General features: G+C 56.9%; 16 protein-coding genes and 1 riboswitch. Of the genes, 11 read left to right on the plus strand and 5 right to left on the minus strand.

All coding sequences use genetic code 11. The annotated features are described in order from the left end of the window. Positions 1-15: 15 nt before the first annotated feature. A complete protein-coding gene (locus ELR57_RS19385) occupies positions 16-1401 on the plus strand; it encodes a phosphodiester glycosidase family protein (RefSeq protein ID WP_126960735.1) in 1386 nt (461 codons plus the stop codon). A 26-nt stretch (positions 1402-1427) separates the two neighbouring features. Here the strand turns inward: ELR57_RS19385 and ELR57_RS19390 are convergent, their stop codons facing one another. From ELR57_RS19390 to ELR57_RS19400, 3 genes are all read right to left on the minus strand, one after another. After that, entirely contained in the window at positions 1428-1703 is a 276-nt protein-coding gene (locus ELR57_RS19390; RefSeq protein ID WP_126960736.1) for a hypothetical protein, read from the minus strand. 368 nt (positions 1704-2071) lie between these two features. Beyond that, complete coding sequence (locus ELR57_RS19395; protein WP_126960737.1) at positions 2072-2368, minus strand: DUF3055 domain-containing protein; 297 nt, start codon at positions 2366-2368, stop codon at positions 2072-2074. Between the two features lie 27 nt (positions 2369-2395). Continuing rightward, positions 2396-3514, minus strand: a complete 1119-nt coding sequence (locus ELR57_RS19400) for a nitric oxide synthase oxygenase (RefSeq protein ID WP_126960738.1) — start codon at positions 3512-3514, stop codon at positions 2396-2398. 306 nt (positions 3515-3820) lie between these two features. Here ELR57_RS19400 and ELR57_RS19405 point away from each other — a divergent pair, with 306 nt between their 5' ends. Next, positions 3821-4822, plus strand: a complete 1002-nt coding sequence (locus tag ELR57_RS19405) for an HRDC domain-containing protein (RefSeq protein ID WP_158630079.1) — start codon at positions 3821-3823, stop codon at positions 4820-4822. 66 nt (positions 4823-4888) lie between these two features. Here the strand turns inward: ELR57_RS19405 and corA are convergent, their stop codons facing one another. Then, positions 4889-5824, minus strand: coding sequence for a magnesium/cobalt transporter CorA (corA, locus tag ELR57_RS19410; protein WP_126960740.1), 936 nt, complete (start codon positions 5822-5824; stop codon positions 4889-4891). Positions 5825-6175: 351 nt separating this feature from the next. Then, positions 6176-6297, plus strand: a riboswitch (SAM riboswitch). 206 nt (positions 6298-6503) lie between these two features. Between corA and metA the strand changes: the two genes are divergently transcribed. The 5 genes from metA (at position 6504) to mqnC (ending at position 12485) form a co-directional block, all read left to right on the plus strand. Continuing rightward, positions 6504-7427, plus strand: coding sequence for a homoserine O-acetyltransferase MetA (gene metA / locus ELR57_RS19415; protein WP_126960741.1), 924 nt, complete (start codon positions 6504-6506; stop codon positions 7425-7427). A 54-nt stretch (positions 7428-7481) separates the two neighbouring features. Further along, positions 7482-8642, plus strand: a complete 1161-nt coding sequence (locus tag ELR57_RS19420) for a trans-sulfuration enzyme family protein (protein ID WP_126960742.1) — start codon at positions 7482-7484, stop codon at positions 8640-8642. Between the two features lie 4 nt (positions 8643-8646). Further along, positions 8647-9798, plus strand: a complete 1152-nt coding sequence (locus tag ELR57_RS19425) for a trans-sulfuration enzyme family protein (RefSeq protein ID WP_126960743.1) — start codon at positions 8647-8649, stop codon at positions 9796-9798. 92 nt (positions 9799-9890) lie between these two features. Continuing rightward, positions 9891-11261, plus strand: a complete 1371-nt coding sequence (locus ELR57_RS19430; protein WP_158630080.1) for an EAL domain-containing protein — start codon at positions 9891-9893, stop codon at positions 11259-11261. Between the two features lie 84 nt (positions 11262-11345). Next, positions 11346-12485, plus strand: coding sequence for a cyclic dehypoxanthinyl futalosine synthase (gene mqnC / locus ELR57_RS19435; RefSeq protein WP_126960745.1), 1140 nt, complete (start codon positions 11346-11348; stop codon positions 12483-12485). A 90-nt stretch (positions 12486-12575) separates the two neighbouring features. Here the strand turns inward: mqnC and ELR57_RS19440 are convergent, their stop codons facing one another. Beyond that, positions 12576-13682: a GGDEF domain-containing protein gene (locus ELR57_RS19440; RefSeq protein ID WP_158630081.1), complete on the minus strand. Its 1107-nt coding sequence runs from the start codon at positions 13680-13682 to the stop codon at positions 12576-12578. A 158-nt stretch (positions 13683-13840) separates the two neighbouring features. On the opposite strand from ELR57_RS19440, the gene ELR57_RS19445 reads away from it, so the two are divergent. The 4 genes from ELR57_RS19445 to ELR57_RS19460 all read left to right on the plus strand — a co-directional run bounded on the left by ELR57_RS19445 (position 13841) and on the right by ELR57_RS19460 (position 18470). Continuing rightward, positions 13841-14725, plus strand: coding sequence for a putative sporulation protein YtxC (locus tag ELR57_RS19445; protein WP_158630082.1), 885 nt, complete (start codon positions 13841-13843; stop codon positions 14723-14725). A 444-nt stretch (positions 14726-15169) separates the two neighbouring features. Next, a complete protein-coding gene (thrS, locus tag ELR57_RS19450; protein WP_126960748.1) occupies positions 15170-17110 on the plus strand; it encodes a threonine--tRNA ligase in 1941 nt (646 codons plus the stop codon). A 72-nt stretch (positions 17111-17182) separates the two neighbouring features. Then, positions 17183-17821 (plus strand): 3D domain-containing protein, encoded by a 639-nt coding sequence (locus ELR57_RS28545; RefSeq protein ID WP_305038237.1) that lies wholly within the window; start codon positions 17183-17185, stop codon positions 17819-17821. A gap of 109 nt (positions 17822-17930) precedes the next feature. Beyond that, positions 17931-18470, plus strand: a complete 540-nt coding sequence (locus tag ELR57_RS19460; RefSeq protein WP_126960749.1) for an RNA polymerase sigma factor — start codon at positions 17931-17933, stop codon at positions 18468-18470. Positions 18471-18531 lie beyond the last annotated feature (61 nt).

Consider the following 18531-nt stretch of genomic DNA (forward strand, 5'->3'; position numbering starts at 1 on the left):
AAAGGGTCGTTTTTTTTGCGTTTATTTTCAGCGTTCGTACGTCGGCTTCTGGTTATTGCGCTCGTCGTTTCGCTTGGGGGCGTCAGCGTCCCTGCGGTTTCTAGAGGAGAGGGAACGGCCGGCTCGTCGATCCCATCGACTTTCTGCCAACCGGCTTCGATGGGCTTATCCGTCGGGACTCGAATTTTCATGAAGGAGCTTCTGCAGATTCCCGACAACTCGTTTTACTCGTACTACGAGACCGGCAATCCCCAAGTGGCGCGTATCTCGTCCACCGGATTGCTCATCCCCGTCTCGGCGGGCAAGACGAATCTGCGAGCCGTATACGCGGAAGAGGACGGGAAGCCGGTAACCTGCGTCGTACCTCTTACGGTAACGGCCGCTCAGCCTCTCAAACTTGCTTTTCAACCCAAAGCGGAGTCTAAGCAAATAACCGCCGCGGGCAAGAAGTTCGCCGTCCGCACGGTTGCCATTCCCAAGGGAATGCCCGTCGACGTCGGGCTTGGAGGAGGTCGAATCGGGGGAACGGAGCCGCTGGCGGCGATCGTCAAACGCAAGAATGCATCCGTCGCGATCAACGGGACGTTCTTCGAAGCCTATGGCGGCATTCCGGAGCCTTGGGGCACGGTAATCGCGGACGGCGAGATTGCTCATTCGGGCAACTATGGCACGACGATCGGCTTTACTTGGGACGGGAAGGCGCTCATGGACTCGCTGAGAATCTCCGTCTCGGGGCAATCGGTGAACCCGGACGGAAGACAGCGCGGCTGGTACGCTTACTTTATCAACCGGACGCCGGCGGAGAAGAGCAGCTCTGCGGTGCTGTTCACGTCTAAGCGCGGAGAGCGAATCGGCTTCGCCTGGGGAACCGCCGTCGTAGTCGAACGTGGGATCGTGACGCGAATCGCGAAGAACGAGAACGTGCAAATTCCGAAGACCGGCTTCGTCGTCGTGTATACGGGCACCTTGCAATCGCAAGCGGACAGCTTCGGCGTCGGCCGGCCGGCAAGCTACAAGACGGAATTCAAGGATATGAACGGCAAAGCGGTCGATTGGAGCGAAGTCGCGACGGCGATCGGAGCGGGGCCGAGGGTCGTTAAGGATGGAAAAGTGGAGGTAGACGCGGTCAAGGAAGGGTTCTCGGAAACGAAGATTCTGAGCTTAAGCGCAGCCAGAAGCGGAATCGGCATCAAGGCGGATGGAAGCCTTGTTCTGGCAACGGTAAACGGCGCGACGGTGAAGGAGCTTGGCGCGATCATGCAGAAGCTCGGAGCCGTGCAGGCGATGAACCTGGACGGCGGAGCTTCCTCGGGATTAGCGGCGGACGGCAAGATGATCACGACGCCGGGAAGGAACCTGAGCAACGCGCTCGTGTTCGGAACCAAGCTGAGCTACAGGTAGCTAGCCGACTCGCGAGCCGCTCTGGATTAGTGCATCTCGGGATCGGCTTCGTCGTCGGGCTTGTGGTCGCCCGGATAGTCGCGGTCGAGTCCGGCGTGCAGCTCGCGGTTCTCCCAGGCGAACGCGCTGGCGGAGCGCTGGCCTTCTCCCCATGGCGTGCTTTTGCCAAGGCTTGGCGACTCCAGGCTCATCCCGTACGGTCCTTCGGGGAATTCCTCGGGAATAATCTCGTTGCGCTGGGATTCGACGGTCGCCAGTTCGGCAAGCGGCTGCGGTTTCTTTCCGGAGCGGAACAGGGGCATGGTCAACCTCCTTCCTTATACGGATTCCGGTAGGTTGCCCAGCGGAAGTCGGTCTCAATCGTCGTAGCCGGGAACGCCAAAAAGAGCCGGCTTGCAGTCGACTCGGGAGCGAGTACTGGTTACTCAAAATGCCCGCCAATCGCCGCATGAGGCCGCCAAATGAGTACTGGTTACTCAAAATGCCTGCCAACTGTCGCATGAGGGCAACAAATGAGTAATGGTTACTCAAAATGTCTGCCAACCGCCGCATGAGGGCAACAAACGAGTAATGGTTACCCTAATTGCCCGCCAATCGTCGAATAAGGCCGCCAAATGAGTACTGGTTACTCAAAGTTTGGTGTCTATGCAGACAACAAAAAAGCATCCGGTCAATCCGTAAAATGGACCTCTCCCAGAACCATGTGCAGGAACTGGGCAAGCTCCTTCGCCTGCTCCTCGTCGATGCGATAAGCGGCTTCGAGGACGCCCTCTTCTTCCAGGTCGTCGGCCGCGAGGACGCCGCTGCGTCCGGATTGCAGGTCGATGACCAGCTTCTTGCCGTAGAAGCGATTCGTCGTCACGATCGCGAGATCGAAGCGGTGGAAGCCCGGGGTGATGAAGGTGACGAATCGGGTGGACGTCTGCTCGGTGCTGTCGGACAGAAAATCGAAATCCTTCAGTTGCATGGTCTGTACCTCCCTGATCGAATGATCTTATTCATAAGGCCGCTTCTGGGCGAGGAAGCCCGGCATCACCGTTTTATCCTCGAAGCTGCTGTGGAACACGTGCGTCAGCGCGGGGGAGAGAGGCGGGATCAGCCAGGACCACCGTCCGGTCACTTCTCGGCCATCTTTCTCCTCGTTGCGCTGGAACATCTTGAATTGCTGGGCGGCGGTATGGTGGTCGACGATGCTGACGCCCGCTTGGCGGAAGGAGTGCAGAACGGCGACGTTCAGCTCCAAGAGCGCCCGATCCTTCCAGAGAGTCGAGTTGCTGCTCATATCCAATCCCAATTGCCGGGCGACGAGCGGAATCAAGTTGTAACGGAACTCGTCGGCAAGATTGCGCGCGCCGATCTCGGTCTCCATGTACCAGCCGTTGAACGGCGCGGCCGGATAGCGGATGCCGCCGATCTCCAGCGCCATGTCCGAGATGATCGGAACCGCGTACCACTTCGCCCGGAACGATCCGAACAGGTCCGCGGACGGATGGGTCAGCGGCACCTCGAGCACAAGCTCGGGCGGAATGGGGAACCAGCGGGGAGTCCGTCCTCTGACTTGGATGACCAGCGGAAGCACGTCGAAGTCGGTTCCCTCGCCGCACCAACCCAACTCCATGCAGGCTTTGGTGAAGGAGAGAGAAGCGGGGTCGCCGACGATCCCGTTCTCCGTCTCGTAACCGGCATAGCGGATCAATTGGTGGTTCCAGATGCGGATCGGCTCGCCGCCGTCTGAATCCTCCGGCTTAAAGAGCGTGATCGCCGGCCGGATCTCCCCGCCGTTCGTCGCGAATTCGATATGCCTCAGAAGCGCTTCGTATACTTGCCCTTCCGTCTCGCACCCTCTCTCGTCGAAAACGTGCATCCGGTTCCAGAACAGCCTTCCGATGCAGCGGTTCGCGTTCCTCCAAGCCATTCGGGCTCCATGGGCAAGCTCCTCGGTCGAATGAGCGTAGTTCCCTTCTTGCCGAATGGCGGCCTCTATTTGCCCTAGCCTTCTTGCGACTTCCGCTTCCGGCGTTCCGAGCTCGCCGTGCCCGGTCCGGACGAAAGCTTCCGCCTCCTTATAAAGCGCCCCCGAGAACGGGCACCTTTTCTCCGTATGCTGAACCATGAAGTGCCTTCAACTTCCTCTCCGTCCGAACCCGTCCGAACGTCCATTCTCAGTCGTTAAGTTAACAGTATCATACAGCCTTCCATTCAGCAAAAGAAGAACATGTGACAAGCACGGCTATTCTCTATTGCCAAAATAAGGGCGATCTGCTAATCTGTTCTTACATTGTTCGGGTAGCCGTGATGAGGAAGCACCTCACCGCCAAGTGCGGAGGGGTGCTTCTTTGTTATTCTGCCGTCTTCATCCCTCGCCTCGGAGGCTCCGGAACGTGGAATACGCGCAGGCATGCGCCAAGGAGGAATCAGGATGGAGATTGTTTTTCTGAATCGGTTCGAACAGGCAGTGGGCAGAGCGGAACCGGAACGCGGTCAAGTGTTTATCGGGGAGCATCAGGGGATCTGGAGCGCCGGCTGGCACCCCATCCCGGAACAAGGGCCCGATAACCAGGAGATCTGGTATGAGGGGACGAGCTGGGAGGAGCTGCTTGCATCCTTCCGTCACGGCGTGGCCGGGAAGATGAAGGTTGGCTTCCGTCCGCTGCTGGACGGAATGCTGGAGGACTCCCCGTTCTGGGAGAGGCGCCAGCAGCTGGCCTCCGTGCTGCAATGCTACGCCGATCACCACGGCTCGGAAGAGAAAGTGGCGCCGCTTCGCCAGTGGCGGCGGGCGAAAGCGACGGAAGAGAAGCGCTCCGCCTATCTGATTGCGACCAATCGCGAGCTTCAACTGGTGGCCGTCTTCGTTCCGAGAACGCCGGAAGAGCTGGCCCAGCTTCCGGGATTCGGCAAGACGAAGCTGGAGAAGTACGGCGCGGAGCTGCTGGAGCTTGTCTCCTCTCTGCCTCGAGAGCATGAGTTCCCCCTTCAATGGGTGGAGAACGCGGTGTCCGAGGAACAGCTGGAGGAATGGCTCTTCCTGCAGAAGGAGGAGAAGTACGGCAAGAGCGTCTCACTCGTTCAGGAGAAGAAGAAGCTGTTGACCGGCATACGCCAAGGAAGCTCGTTGGCGGATCTGGAGCAGGAGCTCGGTCTCTCGCGCAGGATGCTCGTGGAGCGTATCGATCGGCTGGACGAAGAAGGTTACGATGTCCTGCCGATCGTCGACCAGGAGCTTGCCTCCGTGGCCGAGGGAGAGATCGAGCAGGCGGAGATCGCGATGAAGGAGCTTGGCGACCGCTACCTGAAGCCGCTGTACCAGCGACTGTACTCCTCCGAGGCAGCGGGCGGCGGGCAAGCCGAACAGCATTACGAGCGCCTGCGGATGATCCGCATCCGGTACCGCCGCAAGCGCACGACCGCGGCCGTCTAAAACAAAGACGCCCCCTGGCTCGCCGAATCGGGCCGAGCAGGGGGCGTCATAGCCATATGGGATCGTTCATAGCCAATCCTTCTTGCGGAAGATATAGAACATGCCGAAGCCGAGGGCGGCCATGATGAAGAGAAGAACGATGGATCCGCTTCGGTCGTGCATGCCGGGAATATAATCGAAGTTCATCCCGTAGATCCCGGTAATGAACGTCAATGGCATGAAGATCGTGGTCAGCGCGGTGAAGACGCGCATGATTTCGTTCGCGCGGTTCGCGACGCTGGATTGATAAGCTTCTCGCAAGTTCGCCATCAGATCCCGGTAAGTCTCGAAGGTTTCCGTGATCTTCACGGCGTTCTCGTAAATATCCCCGAAGTATTTCTGCAGCTGCACGTCGAACAGCTTAAGCTCTTTCTTGTTCAGAGCGCCGATGACGTCGCGCTGCGGGCCGAGCACCTTCTTCAGCCACAGGATTTCGCTTCGAAGTCCGATGATCTCGGTCAGGTGGGATTTCTTCGTGTGCATGAGAATGTCTTCTTCCAGGCTCTCGATCCGAGCTTCGATCCGATCGCCGACGAGGAAGTAGTTGTCGACGACGTTATCGACGAGGTGGTATAGAAGCCGGTCGGCGCTGTCTACTTCTTGCTCCCATAGGATCGGCTTGATCGTGCGGAGCTCGTTGATCTTCTGGCGGGTGACCGTTATCAGATAATGACGGCCGAGAAACATGTTAAGAGCCCGAAGGAAGATCTCCTCGTCGTCGAACCGGATGCTGTTGATAACGATAAAATAATGGCTTTCGTACACTTCAAGCTTCGGACGCTGCTCTTCTTCCGTCAAGCAGTCCTCTACGGCAAGATCGTGAATGCCGAACAGCGGCTGCAGCGACAGCAGGTCGTCTACGTCCGCGTCAATCCAGTAGAAACCCTGCTCCGGCGGGAGAAGGGTTTCTTCAATGTTCTCGATCGGCGTGAATACGCCTTTGTTAACCAGCCGAATTTTCAATGGAATCCGCTCCTTTGCATGACAGGTGAATCATGCAGGGCGAACGTCCGCTCAGCGAGTTCAGTCTATAAGTCGGCGGAGCCGGCTTCGCCCGAGCGCCAAACGGCAACCTGTCGTCCTGCCTCAATCCCGGATAAGCTGCAACTTGGCCCAGGTTGATCTCCTTCCATGACCGGCTCCCCCCTTTATCGATGTCCTTGTTGAATAAGCGCAATTCGTGTTAAGTATAATCTTCTCTTAAGTCCCATACAAGGACAATTTAAGGACAATTCCGCTCCTTGACGGTAAAGCCCTTTTGGTTTACATTAGAAGGAGTTTCAACGATGGATTACAACTGAATAAGATTTGCCATCCTTATCAAGAGCAGGCGGAGGGACTAGCCCGATGAAGCCCGGCAACCGGCGTCGATCACAGACGCACGGTGCTAATTCTTGCGGTTCGCGATGAACGTTCGCGACACTGGGAGATGAGAGAGGCGACGTAAGAATACCTGCGGCGACCCTTCTCATCAGAAGGGTCTTTTTAGGTTATTCGGACGGACTAAGCTCATGTCGATCCGATTCCGAACAACCCGCGCTAAGCTTCCTTAGCGCCCGTAAATCGCCGAACCGAGAGCGTTTGAGGCTTGCATCATTCGCGCACGGTTCCGGATGGCCAAAGACAGAAGGGGGTTATAGGCATGCCGATTAAAGTGCCGGATTCGTTGCCTGCCAGGGAAATACTGGCGGAAGAAAATATATTCGTCATGGATGAGAGTGTGGCCTATCGTCAGGATATTCGGCCGCTACGCATCGCGATCTTAAATTTGATGCCGACGAAGGAGACGACGGAGACGCAGCTGCTTCGCCTGATCGGGAATACGCCTCTGCAGGTGGAAGTGGTGCTCATCCATCCCAAGACGCACACTTCGAAGAATACGTCCGTGGAGCATCTCGAGGCATTCTATAAGACGTTCGACGAGATCGCCCATCAGCGATATGACGGAATGATCATTACCGGCGCGCCCGTCGAGCAGCTGCCGTTCGAGGAAGTCAACTATTGGGATGAGCTTCAGACGATCATGAACTGGAGCAAGAAGAACGTCACTTCGACTTTCCATATTTGTTGGGGGGCTCAAGCCGGGCTGTTCCATCATTTCGGAATTCCGAAGGTCGACCTCGACAGCAAGCTGTTCGGAGTGTTCCCTCATACGATCGAGAAGCGGAACGTTCCTCTTCTCAGGGGCTTCGACGAAATGTTCTACGTGCCGCAATCCCGACATACCGAGGTGCGCCGCGAAGATATCGAGAAGGTGCCTGAGCTTGAGATTCTGTCCGAATCGGAGGAGGCCGGCGTCTATCTTGCGGCAACCAAGGACGGGCGGCAAATCTTCGTTACGGGCCATTCGGAATACGATCCCCTTACCCTCAAGTGGGAGTATGACCGGGATAAAGCCAAGGGCTTGCGTATCGACGTTCCCAAGAATTATTTTCCGGGAAATGATCCGAGCAAAATGCCGCTGTCGAGCTGGAGGGCGCACGCCAATCTGCTGTTCTCCAACTGGCTGAATTATTATGTGTACCAAGCGACGCCATATGATCTGGATATGGGAGCAGGCATCTAACCAAGCGAGTATTTGATATTCCTTATAAAGCCGAGTGCAGGAGGACAACCACCCATGAACATTGAAAGCCGCTTAGCCCAAATCGGGTCCCAAGAGGATCCTAATACGGGAGCCGTCAACTTCCCGGTCTATCACTCGACGGCGTTCCGCCACCCGCGTCTCGGCCAGAGCACGGGATTCGATTATTCCAGGACAAAGAGCCCGACCCGTTCGGTGTTGGAGAAAGCCGCAGCCGATCTCGAGAATGCGGACGGAGGCTTCGCCTGCAGCTCCGGCATGGCCGCGCTCACGACGATCTTCGCGCTGTTCGGCCAAGGCGATCACTTGATCGTCTCGCTGGACCTGTACGGCGGCACTTACCGTCTGCTGGAGCAGATTCTGTCCCGCTACGGGATAACCGCTTCTTATGTGGATACCAACGATATCGAAGCGATGGAAGAACTTTGTCAAGGCGGCACCAAGGCGGTTCTGATCGAGACGCCGACGAATCCGCTGATGATGATCACGGACATCGAGAAGGTGGCATCTTGGGCCAAGGCCAAGGGTTACCTGACCATCGTGGACAACACGCTACTGACGCCGTTCCTGCAACGGCCGCTGGATCTCGGGGCGGACATCGTCATCCATAGCGCGACGAAGTACTTGGGCGGGCATAACGACGTTCTCGCGGGGTTGATCATGACCAAGGGCGAAGAGCTGACCAAGCAAGTGGCCTTCCTGCATAATTCCTTGGGAGCGGTACTCGGGCCTCAGGATTCTTACCTGTTAATGAGAGGAATGAAGACGCTCGCGCTGCGCATGGAGCGGCATGAATACAACTCCATCAAGGTGGCCGAGTGGCTGAAGGCACACCCGGCCGTTGAAGAAGTCTATCATCCCGGATTGCCTCATCACCCGGGCTATGAGATCCAGAAGCGCCAGGCTTCCGGCAACACGGGGATCTTCTCCTTCCGCATGAAGGACGCCCGCACGGTTGAGCCGATCCTGCGCCACCTGAAGCTGATCGCCTTCGCCGAGAGCTTGGGCGGCGTCGAATCCTTGCTGACCTACCCTGCGGTTCAGACGCATGCGGACATTCCGATCGAGATTCGCAAGAAGGTCGGCGTAGACGACCGCCTGCTGCGGTTCTCCGTCGGCATCGAGCACATCGAAGATTTGATCGCAGACCTGGGCGCAGCCATTGACGCGGCTCTGCAAGAAATCAAGGAGGCGTAACCCCATGGCCCATGAAGACAAGCAATTCTCGACCAAGCTGATCCACTTCGGAGGCGAGATCGACAAGGCGACCGGCGCTTCGAGCGTTCCGATCTACCAGGCGTCGACCTTCCATCACTTCGATCTGGACAACCCTCCGGCGCACGACTACAGCCGCTCGGGCAACCCGACGCGCGAAGCGTTGGAGAACTATATCGCCCTCCTGGAGGGAGGCGCGCGCGGCTTCGCGTTCGCTTCCGGCATGGCGGCGATCTCGACGTCGTTCCTGCTGCTGTCGGCGGGCGACCATGTGATCGTGACCGAAGACGTATACGGCGGAACCTATCGTCTCCTGACGACGGTGCTTAATCGACTGAACATCGATTCGACCTTCGTGGACATGACGGACTTCGAGCAAGTGAAGCAGGCTCTTCAACCGAATACGAAGGCCGTATTCATGGAGACCCCTTCCAACCCGACGCTCAAGATCACGGACATCGCCGAGATCGCGTCTTGGGCGAAGGAGCATGGCCTGCTGACCATGCTGGACAATACGTTCATGACCCCTTATCATCAACGTCCGATCGAGCTTGGCGTCGATATCGTCATCCATAGCGCCACCAAGTTCCTCGGCGGGCACAGCGACGTGCTCGCGGGCCTCGTCGTCACGGCGGACGAAGCGTTGGGCCGCCGCGTGAAGCAGCTCCAGAACGGCCTCGGCACCGTGCTGAGCGCGCAGGAGAGCTGGCTGCTCATGAGAGGCATGAAGACGCTGCAAGTGCGCATGGAAGGAAGCGAGAAGAGCGCCGCGAAGCTGGCCGCTTGGCTGCAAGATCACCCCGGCGTCGAGAAAGTTTATTATCCCGGACTCGACGATCACCCGCGCCGCGAAATCCATGCGAAGCAGTCCAAAGGCTTCGGAGCCGTCGTATCCTTCGATGTGGGCAGCGGAGAACGCGCCCGCAAGCTGCTGGGCAAAGTGAAGCTGCCGATCGTGGCCGTAAGCCTAGGCGCGGTCGAGAGCATTCTCTCTTACCCGGCGATGATGTCCCATGCCGCCATGCCGCGCGAGGTGAGGCTGGCGCGAGGCATTACGGACGGACTCGTCCGGTATTCGGTCGGATTGGAAGATGTTGACGATTTGATTCGCGATTTAGCCCAAGCTCTCGACATTTAATTCGCCGCAAATTGTCAAGATATTCTATTCAGATCTCTTTCATTCATGTTACAATGACGGTGCGGTTACATGACGAGGGTGGCTGATCTGTTGTGAGAGTACGCGGTTTCTTGGATCGACTTCTTATCGGTGCCAAACTGTTGATGACCGACCGTTCGCTCCGAATATTCCCGCCCGACTTCACTCTCCGCAAGCCAATCGAGGCTATGCTGGACAAACATCTGAATCGCGGCGATTTATGTTATCTTGCGTTATTTCGATGGGACTGCCCGGAATCGCATCACGTTCCGTTCAAGGCGCTTCAGCCTTATCTGAAGCTGGAGACGAGAAGAAGCTTGTCTTCCTTGGCCGGCGCGCAATGGGACGATTCCGAGATCATCGGGATGGATCAATTCGGCCCGCAAGAATTCGTTATGATTATCAAGGGGGAGCGCCATGCCGGCACGGAATTCATTCCGGCCGCGCTCTACCATAGATTGGAGTCTCTCCGGCTCTCCGTCGAATCGAAAGTCAGCTGCGTCAAAGGAATGAACGCGAACATTCCTTTAACCGGAAGCTACGTTCCGCTGTCGGCTTCCTATCAGGAAGGAATGACGAACGGAGAGCTGCTGCAGGAGTCCTACCGTTTCGCCCTGGCTCTTGCGACCCGCCAATTATCTCCGCAGGTCATCGCGGCGAGACGCCTGCTGGAGCAGATCCTTCAGAATCGCGACATCTCGGTGCTCGCTCAGCCGATCATGAACTTGAAGAACGGGGACGTCTTCGGCTGGGAGATTCTGACGCGAGGCCCCGTAGGGAGCATCTTCCACCGTCCGGACGAGCTGTTCCAGTTCGCCAGCCAGAGCAAGCAGCTTGGCCGACTGGAATTCATGGTCGTGAAGCTTGCGTTGGAGGAAGTGGCCACGCGGAAGATTCAGGAGCCCGTCTTCCTGAACATCACAGCGGTAACGCTTAACAATCCGGCCTTCCTCGAGCATGTTCTGGAATGCCTGTCGCGTCATCCTTCGCTTTCTCCACGGCAGATTATCTTCGAGATTACCGAGAGGCATGCCGTGGAGGACTTCGAGAAGATGCTGGCCATTCTTAAATCCTTCCGCAGCCACGGATTCCGCTTCGCGGTGGACGATATGGGAGCAGGTTATTCGAGCCTCCAGTGGATCGGCGAGATGGCTCCCGAACTGATCAAGATCGATCGTTCCGTCATCCAACACGTCGATCGGATCTCGGTCAAGGAAAGCCTATTGAAGGCGATCGTGACGGCGGCCGGAGAGATGAGCTGCGAGGTCGTGGCGGAGGGCGTCGAACGCGAGGAGGAAGCGGACGTGCTGTTCCGATTGAACGTCGGTATGGGGCAGGGCTATTACTTCGCCAGACCGAACGTGCTTCTGCATGAGCATGAACGCCATGTCTTCCAAGAAACCAAACAACGTATCCAGTACCGCCGCGATCAAGTCGCCTCCTAGGTGACTGCGGCGGTCTTTTTATGCTACCATAAGCAATGACAGGTTTAACGATACATAACTGGGCAACCGGAGAGGAGCAAGACGATGAGTGGAATCGATCGTATTTTGGAACAGGCGCTGCGCGGCGAACGCCTCGGGCAAGAGGAGATAATCGCCTTGTTCGAGAGCGACGAGATCGAGAAGATGGGCAGGACCGCCAACGAGATCATGAAGAAGTGGCATCCGGAGCCGATCACGACCTTCGTGGTGGGGCGCAACGTGAACTATACGAATATCTGCGACGTCTATTGCCGGTTCTGCGCTTTCTACCGCGCGCCGGGCTCGGAGCAGGGCTACGTGCTTCCCGACGAAGCGATCCTGCAGAAGATTCAAGAGACGGTAGACGTGGGCGGCACGGAGATTCTCATGCAAGGCGGAACGAATCCGAACCTGCCGTTCTCCTATTACACGGACCTGCTGAGGAAGATCAAAGCCAGGTTCCCGAACATCACGATGCATTCGTTCTCCCCGGCGGAGATTCGCAAGATGGTCGACGTCTCCGACGGCTTGACGCTGGAGGAAGTCGTGCGCCAGATTCACGAGGCGGGCCTCGATTCCCTGCCCGGCGGCGGAGCGGAGATTCTGGACGACCGCACGCGCAAGAAGATCAGCCGGCTTAAAGGCTCTTGGCGCGATTGGATGGACGTCATGACGGCGGCTCACAAGGAAGGCATGACGACGACCGGTACGATGGTGATCGGGTTCGGGGAATCGATGGAGGAACGCGCGCTGCATCTCCTGCGGATCCGCGAGGCGCAGGACGAGTGCATTCAGAACGGTTATCCGTCCAAAGGCTTCCTTGCCTTTATTCCTTGGACATTCCAGCCGGATAATACCAACATGAAGCGCGAGAAAGCGACGCCGGAGGAATACCTGAAGACGCTGGCGATCAGCCGGATCGCTCTCGATAACATTCCGAACTTCCAATCCAGCTGGGTAACCATGGGACCGGAGATCGGCAAGCTGTCTCTGACATACGGCGCGAACGACTTCGGGAGCACGATGATGGAGGAGAACGTCGTCTCCGCGGCGGGCACGACGCACAAGGTCAATATCGAGCTGTGTCTGAAGCTGATTCGCGAAGCGGGACGCATTCCTGCCCAGCGCGATACGCAGTATAACATTCTCAAGGTGTTTGACGACGAGAACGAGAAGATCGCCAAGGATTTCGTCATGCAGAACTAATCTATATCTCAATAAAGGCGGCATCGGGATGCAGTTTCAATCCACCCGATGCCGCCTTTTTATTATGCATATTAACCTTACCATCATCATTTAGACATCCATTGCGTGCAGCGAAGACGAGATCGCGGTTCGGTTCTTGCCCTTGGACTTCGCCTCGGCCAAAGCTCGGTCGGCATTGCCGATCAGCTCGGTCTTGCCCAGACCGGCGGCGTAGGGGATGAGGCCGATGCTGATCGTAACTTTCCCTTCGTCCATACCGGGAAGGCGAAGCTTCTCGATCCTCTTGCGGAGGTTCTCCATTGAGTCGAACGCTTCTTGGCTGGATGGCCGAAGGAATTGGATCGCGAATTTATCGCCTTCGTACCGGGCTGCCGTATCATGAGGTCCGAGACGCGAAGCGAGGATATTCGAGATCGAGCGGAGAACCTCGTCCCCTTGCCTATGCCCGTAGCATTCGTTGATTCCCGAGAAGTTATCGATATCGATAAAGGCCAGGTAGAGCGGCATGAGTCCCGAGTCGCTCTGACGGACCATCTGTTCCAGGTGAAGGTGGAAGGCGGTATGGTTGCAGGCGCCGGTCAACGGATCGGTCTTGCTGCGCAGATCCTCCAGATAATTTTCCAGAAGTCTCGAACCTTCGCGGTTCTTGTCGTCGATGTAGTAATCATATAGCGCTCTGGCCCTTCTGAGGACCGCAATGGCGACGATATTGAAGATGAGAAGAGTAATGAGGATTCCGAGAAGAGTGTCCGAACGAATATGCTGCCGAATATCGGAATTGAAGATCAGAAGAACGACCAGGGAGACGGCGGAGTTGAGAATGGCATAAAGCAGTTTGGGAAGATGGTAATAGATCAGACTGAGCAGAACGGGCAAGTGAAGGGAGATTAACAGGAAAGGAACGGGGGTGTGGCTGACGATCAGAATGTCGATCATCAAGGTCGCGGAAGAGAGGAGGATAAACTCCTGATTCTTCTGCAGCTTGTAAACGGCAAGCGCGGCGACGAAGAGCACGGCGGAGAGCAAGGCGGTCGGCTTCAGCACTTCCTGTATCAGGAAAGAGACGGAATCCTCGATGTAGAAGATCAGGATGTAAATCTCGATGGCAAGAGAGAGGAGCATGACGGAACCGAGTACGGACAAGACATATCGGTTCAGCTGGTTCTGATCCTGTTCGACATGGGGAAATGCCATCATTGGTTGGCCTCGCATTCCTCAAATGAATGAGCAGAATTTGCCTGGAGTACCATTGGCGCTTGTTGTCGATTTATAAAATATACCATATCGAATTGTCGATCGTATATCCCTTTTTCGGTCACCATATAGTAAGTAAAGGAGACGCCGGGGGTGATCAGGTGAAGAAGGATGAGTGGACGATCGATACGGGTTCCTGCCGCGATTCATCCGAACGATTGGCTGCCATGCTGAACCAATCTTTCGCGGGATTGTCCGGGAGCCGGGGAGAAGGTCCTTGGGAAGTATCGCCGGAGGATAACCGCGTTCGCTGCAGCTTGACCATCGAGAAGGGAAGAGAGGATTTCTGCGCCAGAACGGGCATTGCGCTGGCCGAGTTTATCGTGTCTGAGAGGGAACCTTGCCTGCTGCGGCAATGGATGCATAAGAAGTACGGCCCGCGCGGCGATCAGGTGGAGGCCGACGTCATGATCTCGGAAGCGATCGCTTTGCTTGACGGGGAGACGGATTTCGAACCCGACTTGGCTGGATGGGGGCGGTCGCGCAGAATCAAGCGCTGGGGGCAGCCTTTCGCCGACTTCATGTTGGAGAACGGCTTTATCCATCTCGACGGCTTCCTTCGGTTCCGTATGAAGGAGTATCAGGACGAGGTCAAGGAAGCGGCGGAGACGACGATCGAAGAGCGAATCATGGAGCGCCAATACCAGGAATTCATGTCGTTGCTTCAAAGCATGGTGGAGTGGCAGGAAGTCCGGGTGCCGGCCGTCCACGTTCTCCACTCCGGAGGACATGCCTTTAAGCTGCTTGACGAGAAGATGCGTCCTTTGGAGAAGGAAGCGGAGGCGGCGGGCGATCCGGCGCTGGAAGAGGAGCCGCCGACAGAGCGTGACGATCAGGAAGAGGAAAGCCTGCTTGTCAGTCGGCTGCTTGCCGCTTCTCCGCGATATCTCTACATTCACACGACCGATCCGGAAGCTCAGGTTATTCGCACCATTCTGGGCATTTTCGGAGAGAGGGCCGCTTTATGTCCGGATATGCCGACTTGACGATTCAGTCAAGCAAGCGTTATAATGCCGTTAATTAACCTTGATTGAACCTGGAGCATGCTCCGGGGATATAACCAACAGCGATGAGAAAGACAACGATGCTCGTTATGGACGGCCCAGAGAGAGGAACCCCGGCTGCAAGTTCCTTCCGATACCGACCTGCATCTACCCCTTTCGAGCTGCAAGGCCGAACGCGATTCCGCTTGTCGGATCAGTAAGCCTTGCCGGGTCATGACCGTTACTCATGCCTGAGAATCGGAACTTCTTTCTTCCATGCGGAGATTGAGCCGTATCCGATTGAATAAGGGTGGAACCACGAGATGCGATCAATCCAAGCGCTCGTCCCTGCGGGGACGGGTGCTTTTTTGCGTTATAAGGCCCGCGCTCGTCCCTTGCCGATTGTCCTTCCCGATCAAGGTAAACCATTCAAGGAGGCCAAACAGCATGGCACTGCAAATCAAATTCCCCGATGGAGCCGTTCGAGAGTTCCCGCAAGGATCGACGGTAGAAGATATCGCGGGCTCCATCAGCAGCGGACTGAAGAAGAACGCCGTCGCAGGCAAGGTAAACGGCAAGGTCGTCGATCTGAACACGGCTATCGAAGAAGACAGCTCCCTCGAGATCCTGACGCTCGATTCGCCGGAAGGTCTCGAAGTAATGCGCCACAGCTCGGCCCACTTGATGGCTCAGGCGATCAAGCGTCTGTTCGGCGGCAGCAAGGTGAAGCTGGGCATCGGTCCGGTCATCGAGGACGGCTTCTACTACGACATCGATCTGGAGCAATCGATCACTCCGGAAGATCTGGCAAGCATCGAGAAAGAGATGGAGAAGATCGTCAAGGAAGATCTTCCGATCGTGCGCCGCGTCGTCAGCCGCGAAGAAGCCATCCGGATCTTCGAGGAAGTAGGAGATCCGCTGAAGCTGGAGCTGATCGAAGGATTGCCGGAAGGCTCGACGATCACGATCTACGACCAAGGCGAGTTCTTCGATCTGTGCCGCGGGCCGCACCTTCCTTCCACGGGCCGCATCAAGGCGTTCAAACTGCTGAGCGTCGCGGGGGCTTACTGGCGCGGGGACAGCAAGAACAAGATGCTGCAGCGGATTTACGGCACGGCGTTCGCGAAGAAGGCTCAGTTGGATGAGCACCTTCACTTCCTCGAGGAAGCGAAGAAGCGCGACCACCGCAAGCTGGGCAAGGAACTGAACATGTTCGCGTTCTCCCGCGAAGTCGGCCAAGGCCTTCCGCTCTGGCTGCCGAACGGAGCCAAGGTACGCCGCACCCTCGAACGTTACATCGTCGATCTCGAGGAGAAGCTGGGTTACCTGCACGTCTACACGCCGGTACTCGCTAACGTCGAGCTTTACAAAACTTCAGGCCATTGGGAGCATTACCAGGAAGACATGTTCCCGCCGATGCAGATGGATAACGAAGAGCTTGTGCTTCGTCCGATGAACTGTCCTCACCACATGATGGTGTACAAGAGCGAGATGCGCAGCTACCGCGACCTGCCGATCCGAATCGCCGAGCTCGGCATGATGCATCGCTACGAGATGTCCGGCGCCCTGACGGGCTTGCACCGCGTTCGCGCGATGACGCTCAACGATTCCCACATCTTCTGCCGTCTGGATCAGATCAAGGAAGAATTCAAGCGGGTCGTTCAACTGATCCAACAAGTATACGAGGACTTCGGCATCAAGGAATACCGCTTCCGCTTGTCTTATCGCGATCCGCAGGACAAGGAGAAGTACTGGCCGGACGACAACATGTGGGAGACTTCCCAGCGCATGCTGCGCGAGGTTGTCGAGGAGCTGGGACTTCCGTTCTTCGAAGCGGAAGGCGAAGCGGCCTTCTACGGTCCGAAGCTGGACGTTCAAGTCAAGACGGCTCTCGGCAAGGAAGAAACGCTCTCCACGGCGCAGATCGACGTGCTCCTGCCGGAACGCTTCGAGCTGGAATATGTCGGAGACGACGGCAAGAAGCATCGTCCGGTCGTTATCCACCGCGGCATCATCAGCACGATGGAGCGCTTCACGGCCTTCCTGCTGGAGAACTTCGCCGGCGCTCTTCCGGTTTGGCTGTCCCCGCTGCAAGCGAAGGTTATTCCGGTCAGCCTGGCATACGAAGATTACGCTCGCGAGCTGAACGACAAGCTCCTCGCGGCCGGAGTTCGCGCGGAAGCCGACCTTCGCAACGAGAAGATGGGCTATAAGATTCGCGAAGCCCAGCTGGAGAAGATCCCTTACATGCTGGTCGTCGGCGAGAACGAGGCCGCTAACGGCACCGTCTCCGTCCGCCGGCGCGGCGAAGGAGACCTGGGCGCGCAAGCGGCCTCGGACTTCATCGCCCGCATCACGGGAGAGATCGCTTCGAAGCGCGTAGACTAACGGACAGCTTATTCCGTTCCGCATAAAGCTTGTTGGCTCTGGGTACCCTTCCTCTCAGGGGAGTGTGCTAAGATGCCAGCAAGCTTTTTGCCTTTTTCCAGCCGATACGTTCGAGGAATGATGCTCCTGTCCGCCATGCTCGCGCTGGTCGGCCCGGCGGAAGCGCAGGCCTATGCCGCGGGGACGCCGGACGGCAAGCATCCGCCTCGGGAGATCCATGCGCAAGCGCAGAAGAAGGAATCGGAGCGTTCGAAGCAAGCGCCCAAAGCTGCCGAGAGGCGAGGGGCTTCTGCGAGCCGGGAGAAGCGGCAGGAGGAGATTATCCGGGTCGTGGCAACGGGCTACACGGCGGGAGTGGAATCCACGGGCAAGCGTCCGGGCCATCCGCAATACGGGATCACTTATTCGGGAGTCAAGGTGAGGCGCGGCAAGTTGTCGACGATCGCAGCCGATCCGAAGCTTTTTCCCATCGGTACGATTTTGTTTATCCCGGGGTACGGTTACGGCGTCGTTGCCGACACGGGTTCCAAGATCAAAGGCAGGAAGATCGATCTGTATTTCCCCTCCAAGCGCCAAGTGTTCCAGGAGTGGGGCAAGAAGACCGTCGACGTTAGGGTCATCAAGAAGGGCAGCGGCAAGATCACGGAATCGATGCTGGACAGCATAAGCGAGGTCATTGTCCCGAATTCGGAGAACCCGACATCCGGTTGAGACGAGTCTGTCGATATATTCCTATTATATGTCAAATATTCTCTTTTTATTGAGACTATGCTACAATTGTGGAAGATTAATATGTTACTCCGAGGAGTGACCTCTCCGAATGAAGTTCTTCCTTCGAGATTTAGATTCTTCCGGCAGCATGGACTCTGAAGAGGAGCTCCTTCAGGAGCTCTACAAGCAGATGCTGCGAGTCGCCAGGCACAAGCTCATCCGCAAGAACGACGCCGTGGATATCGTTCAAGAAGCTTGGGTGCGCATCCTGGAGAAGAAGGACACGCTAAGAGACGAGGACAAGCTCATTCCTTGGGCGAAGACTATCGTGTCCAACTTGGCTTCCAATGCCAATCGGGCGGGGAGAAGCCGCTCGACTAGGCATGCCCCATACGATGACAGCGTACCGGAACGGCCGGCCAAGGGACGGATCGATGACGATCCCGAACTGCTCACGGAATTGTCGGATCTGCTCGGGCGATTGGATCCGGTCTCCCGTACCTTGCTCTTATACAAATTCTATTACGGGTTCCGGGACGCCGAGATTGCCGCAGCCTTCGAGATGCCGGTAGGAACGATCAAGTCTCGGATTCACCGGGAGAAGGAGAGAATAAAAGAGCAGCTTAAGGAAGACAACGGGCCTACATAACGATTTTTCTCCCTGCGAATGCGATCGGCGAGGAATAAGAATAAACCGAATAAACGCGGAT

This window comes from Cohnella sp. AR92, assembly GCF_003990975.1.
In the GTDB taxonomy this organism is placed as follows: domain Bacteria; phylum Bacillota; class Bacilli; order Paenibacillales; family Paenibacillaceae; genus Cohnella.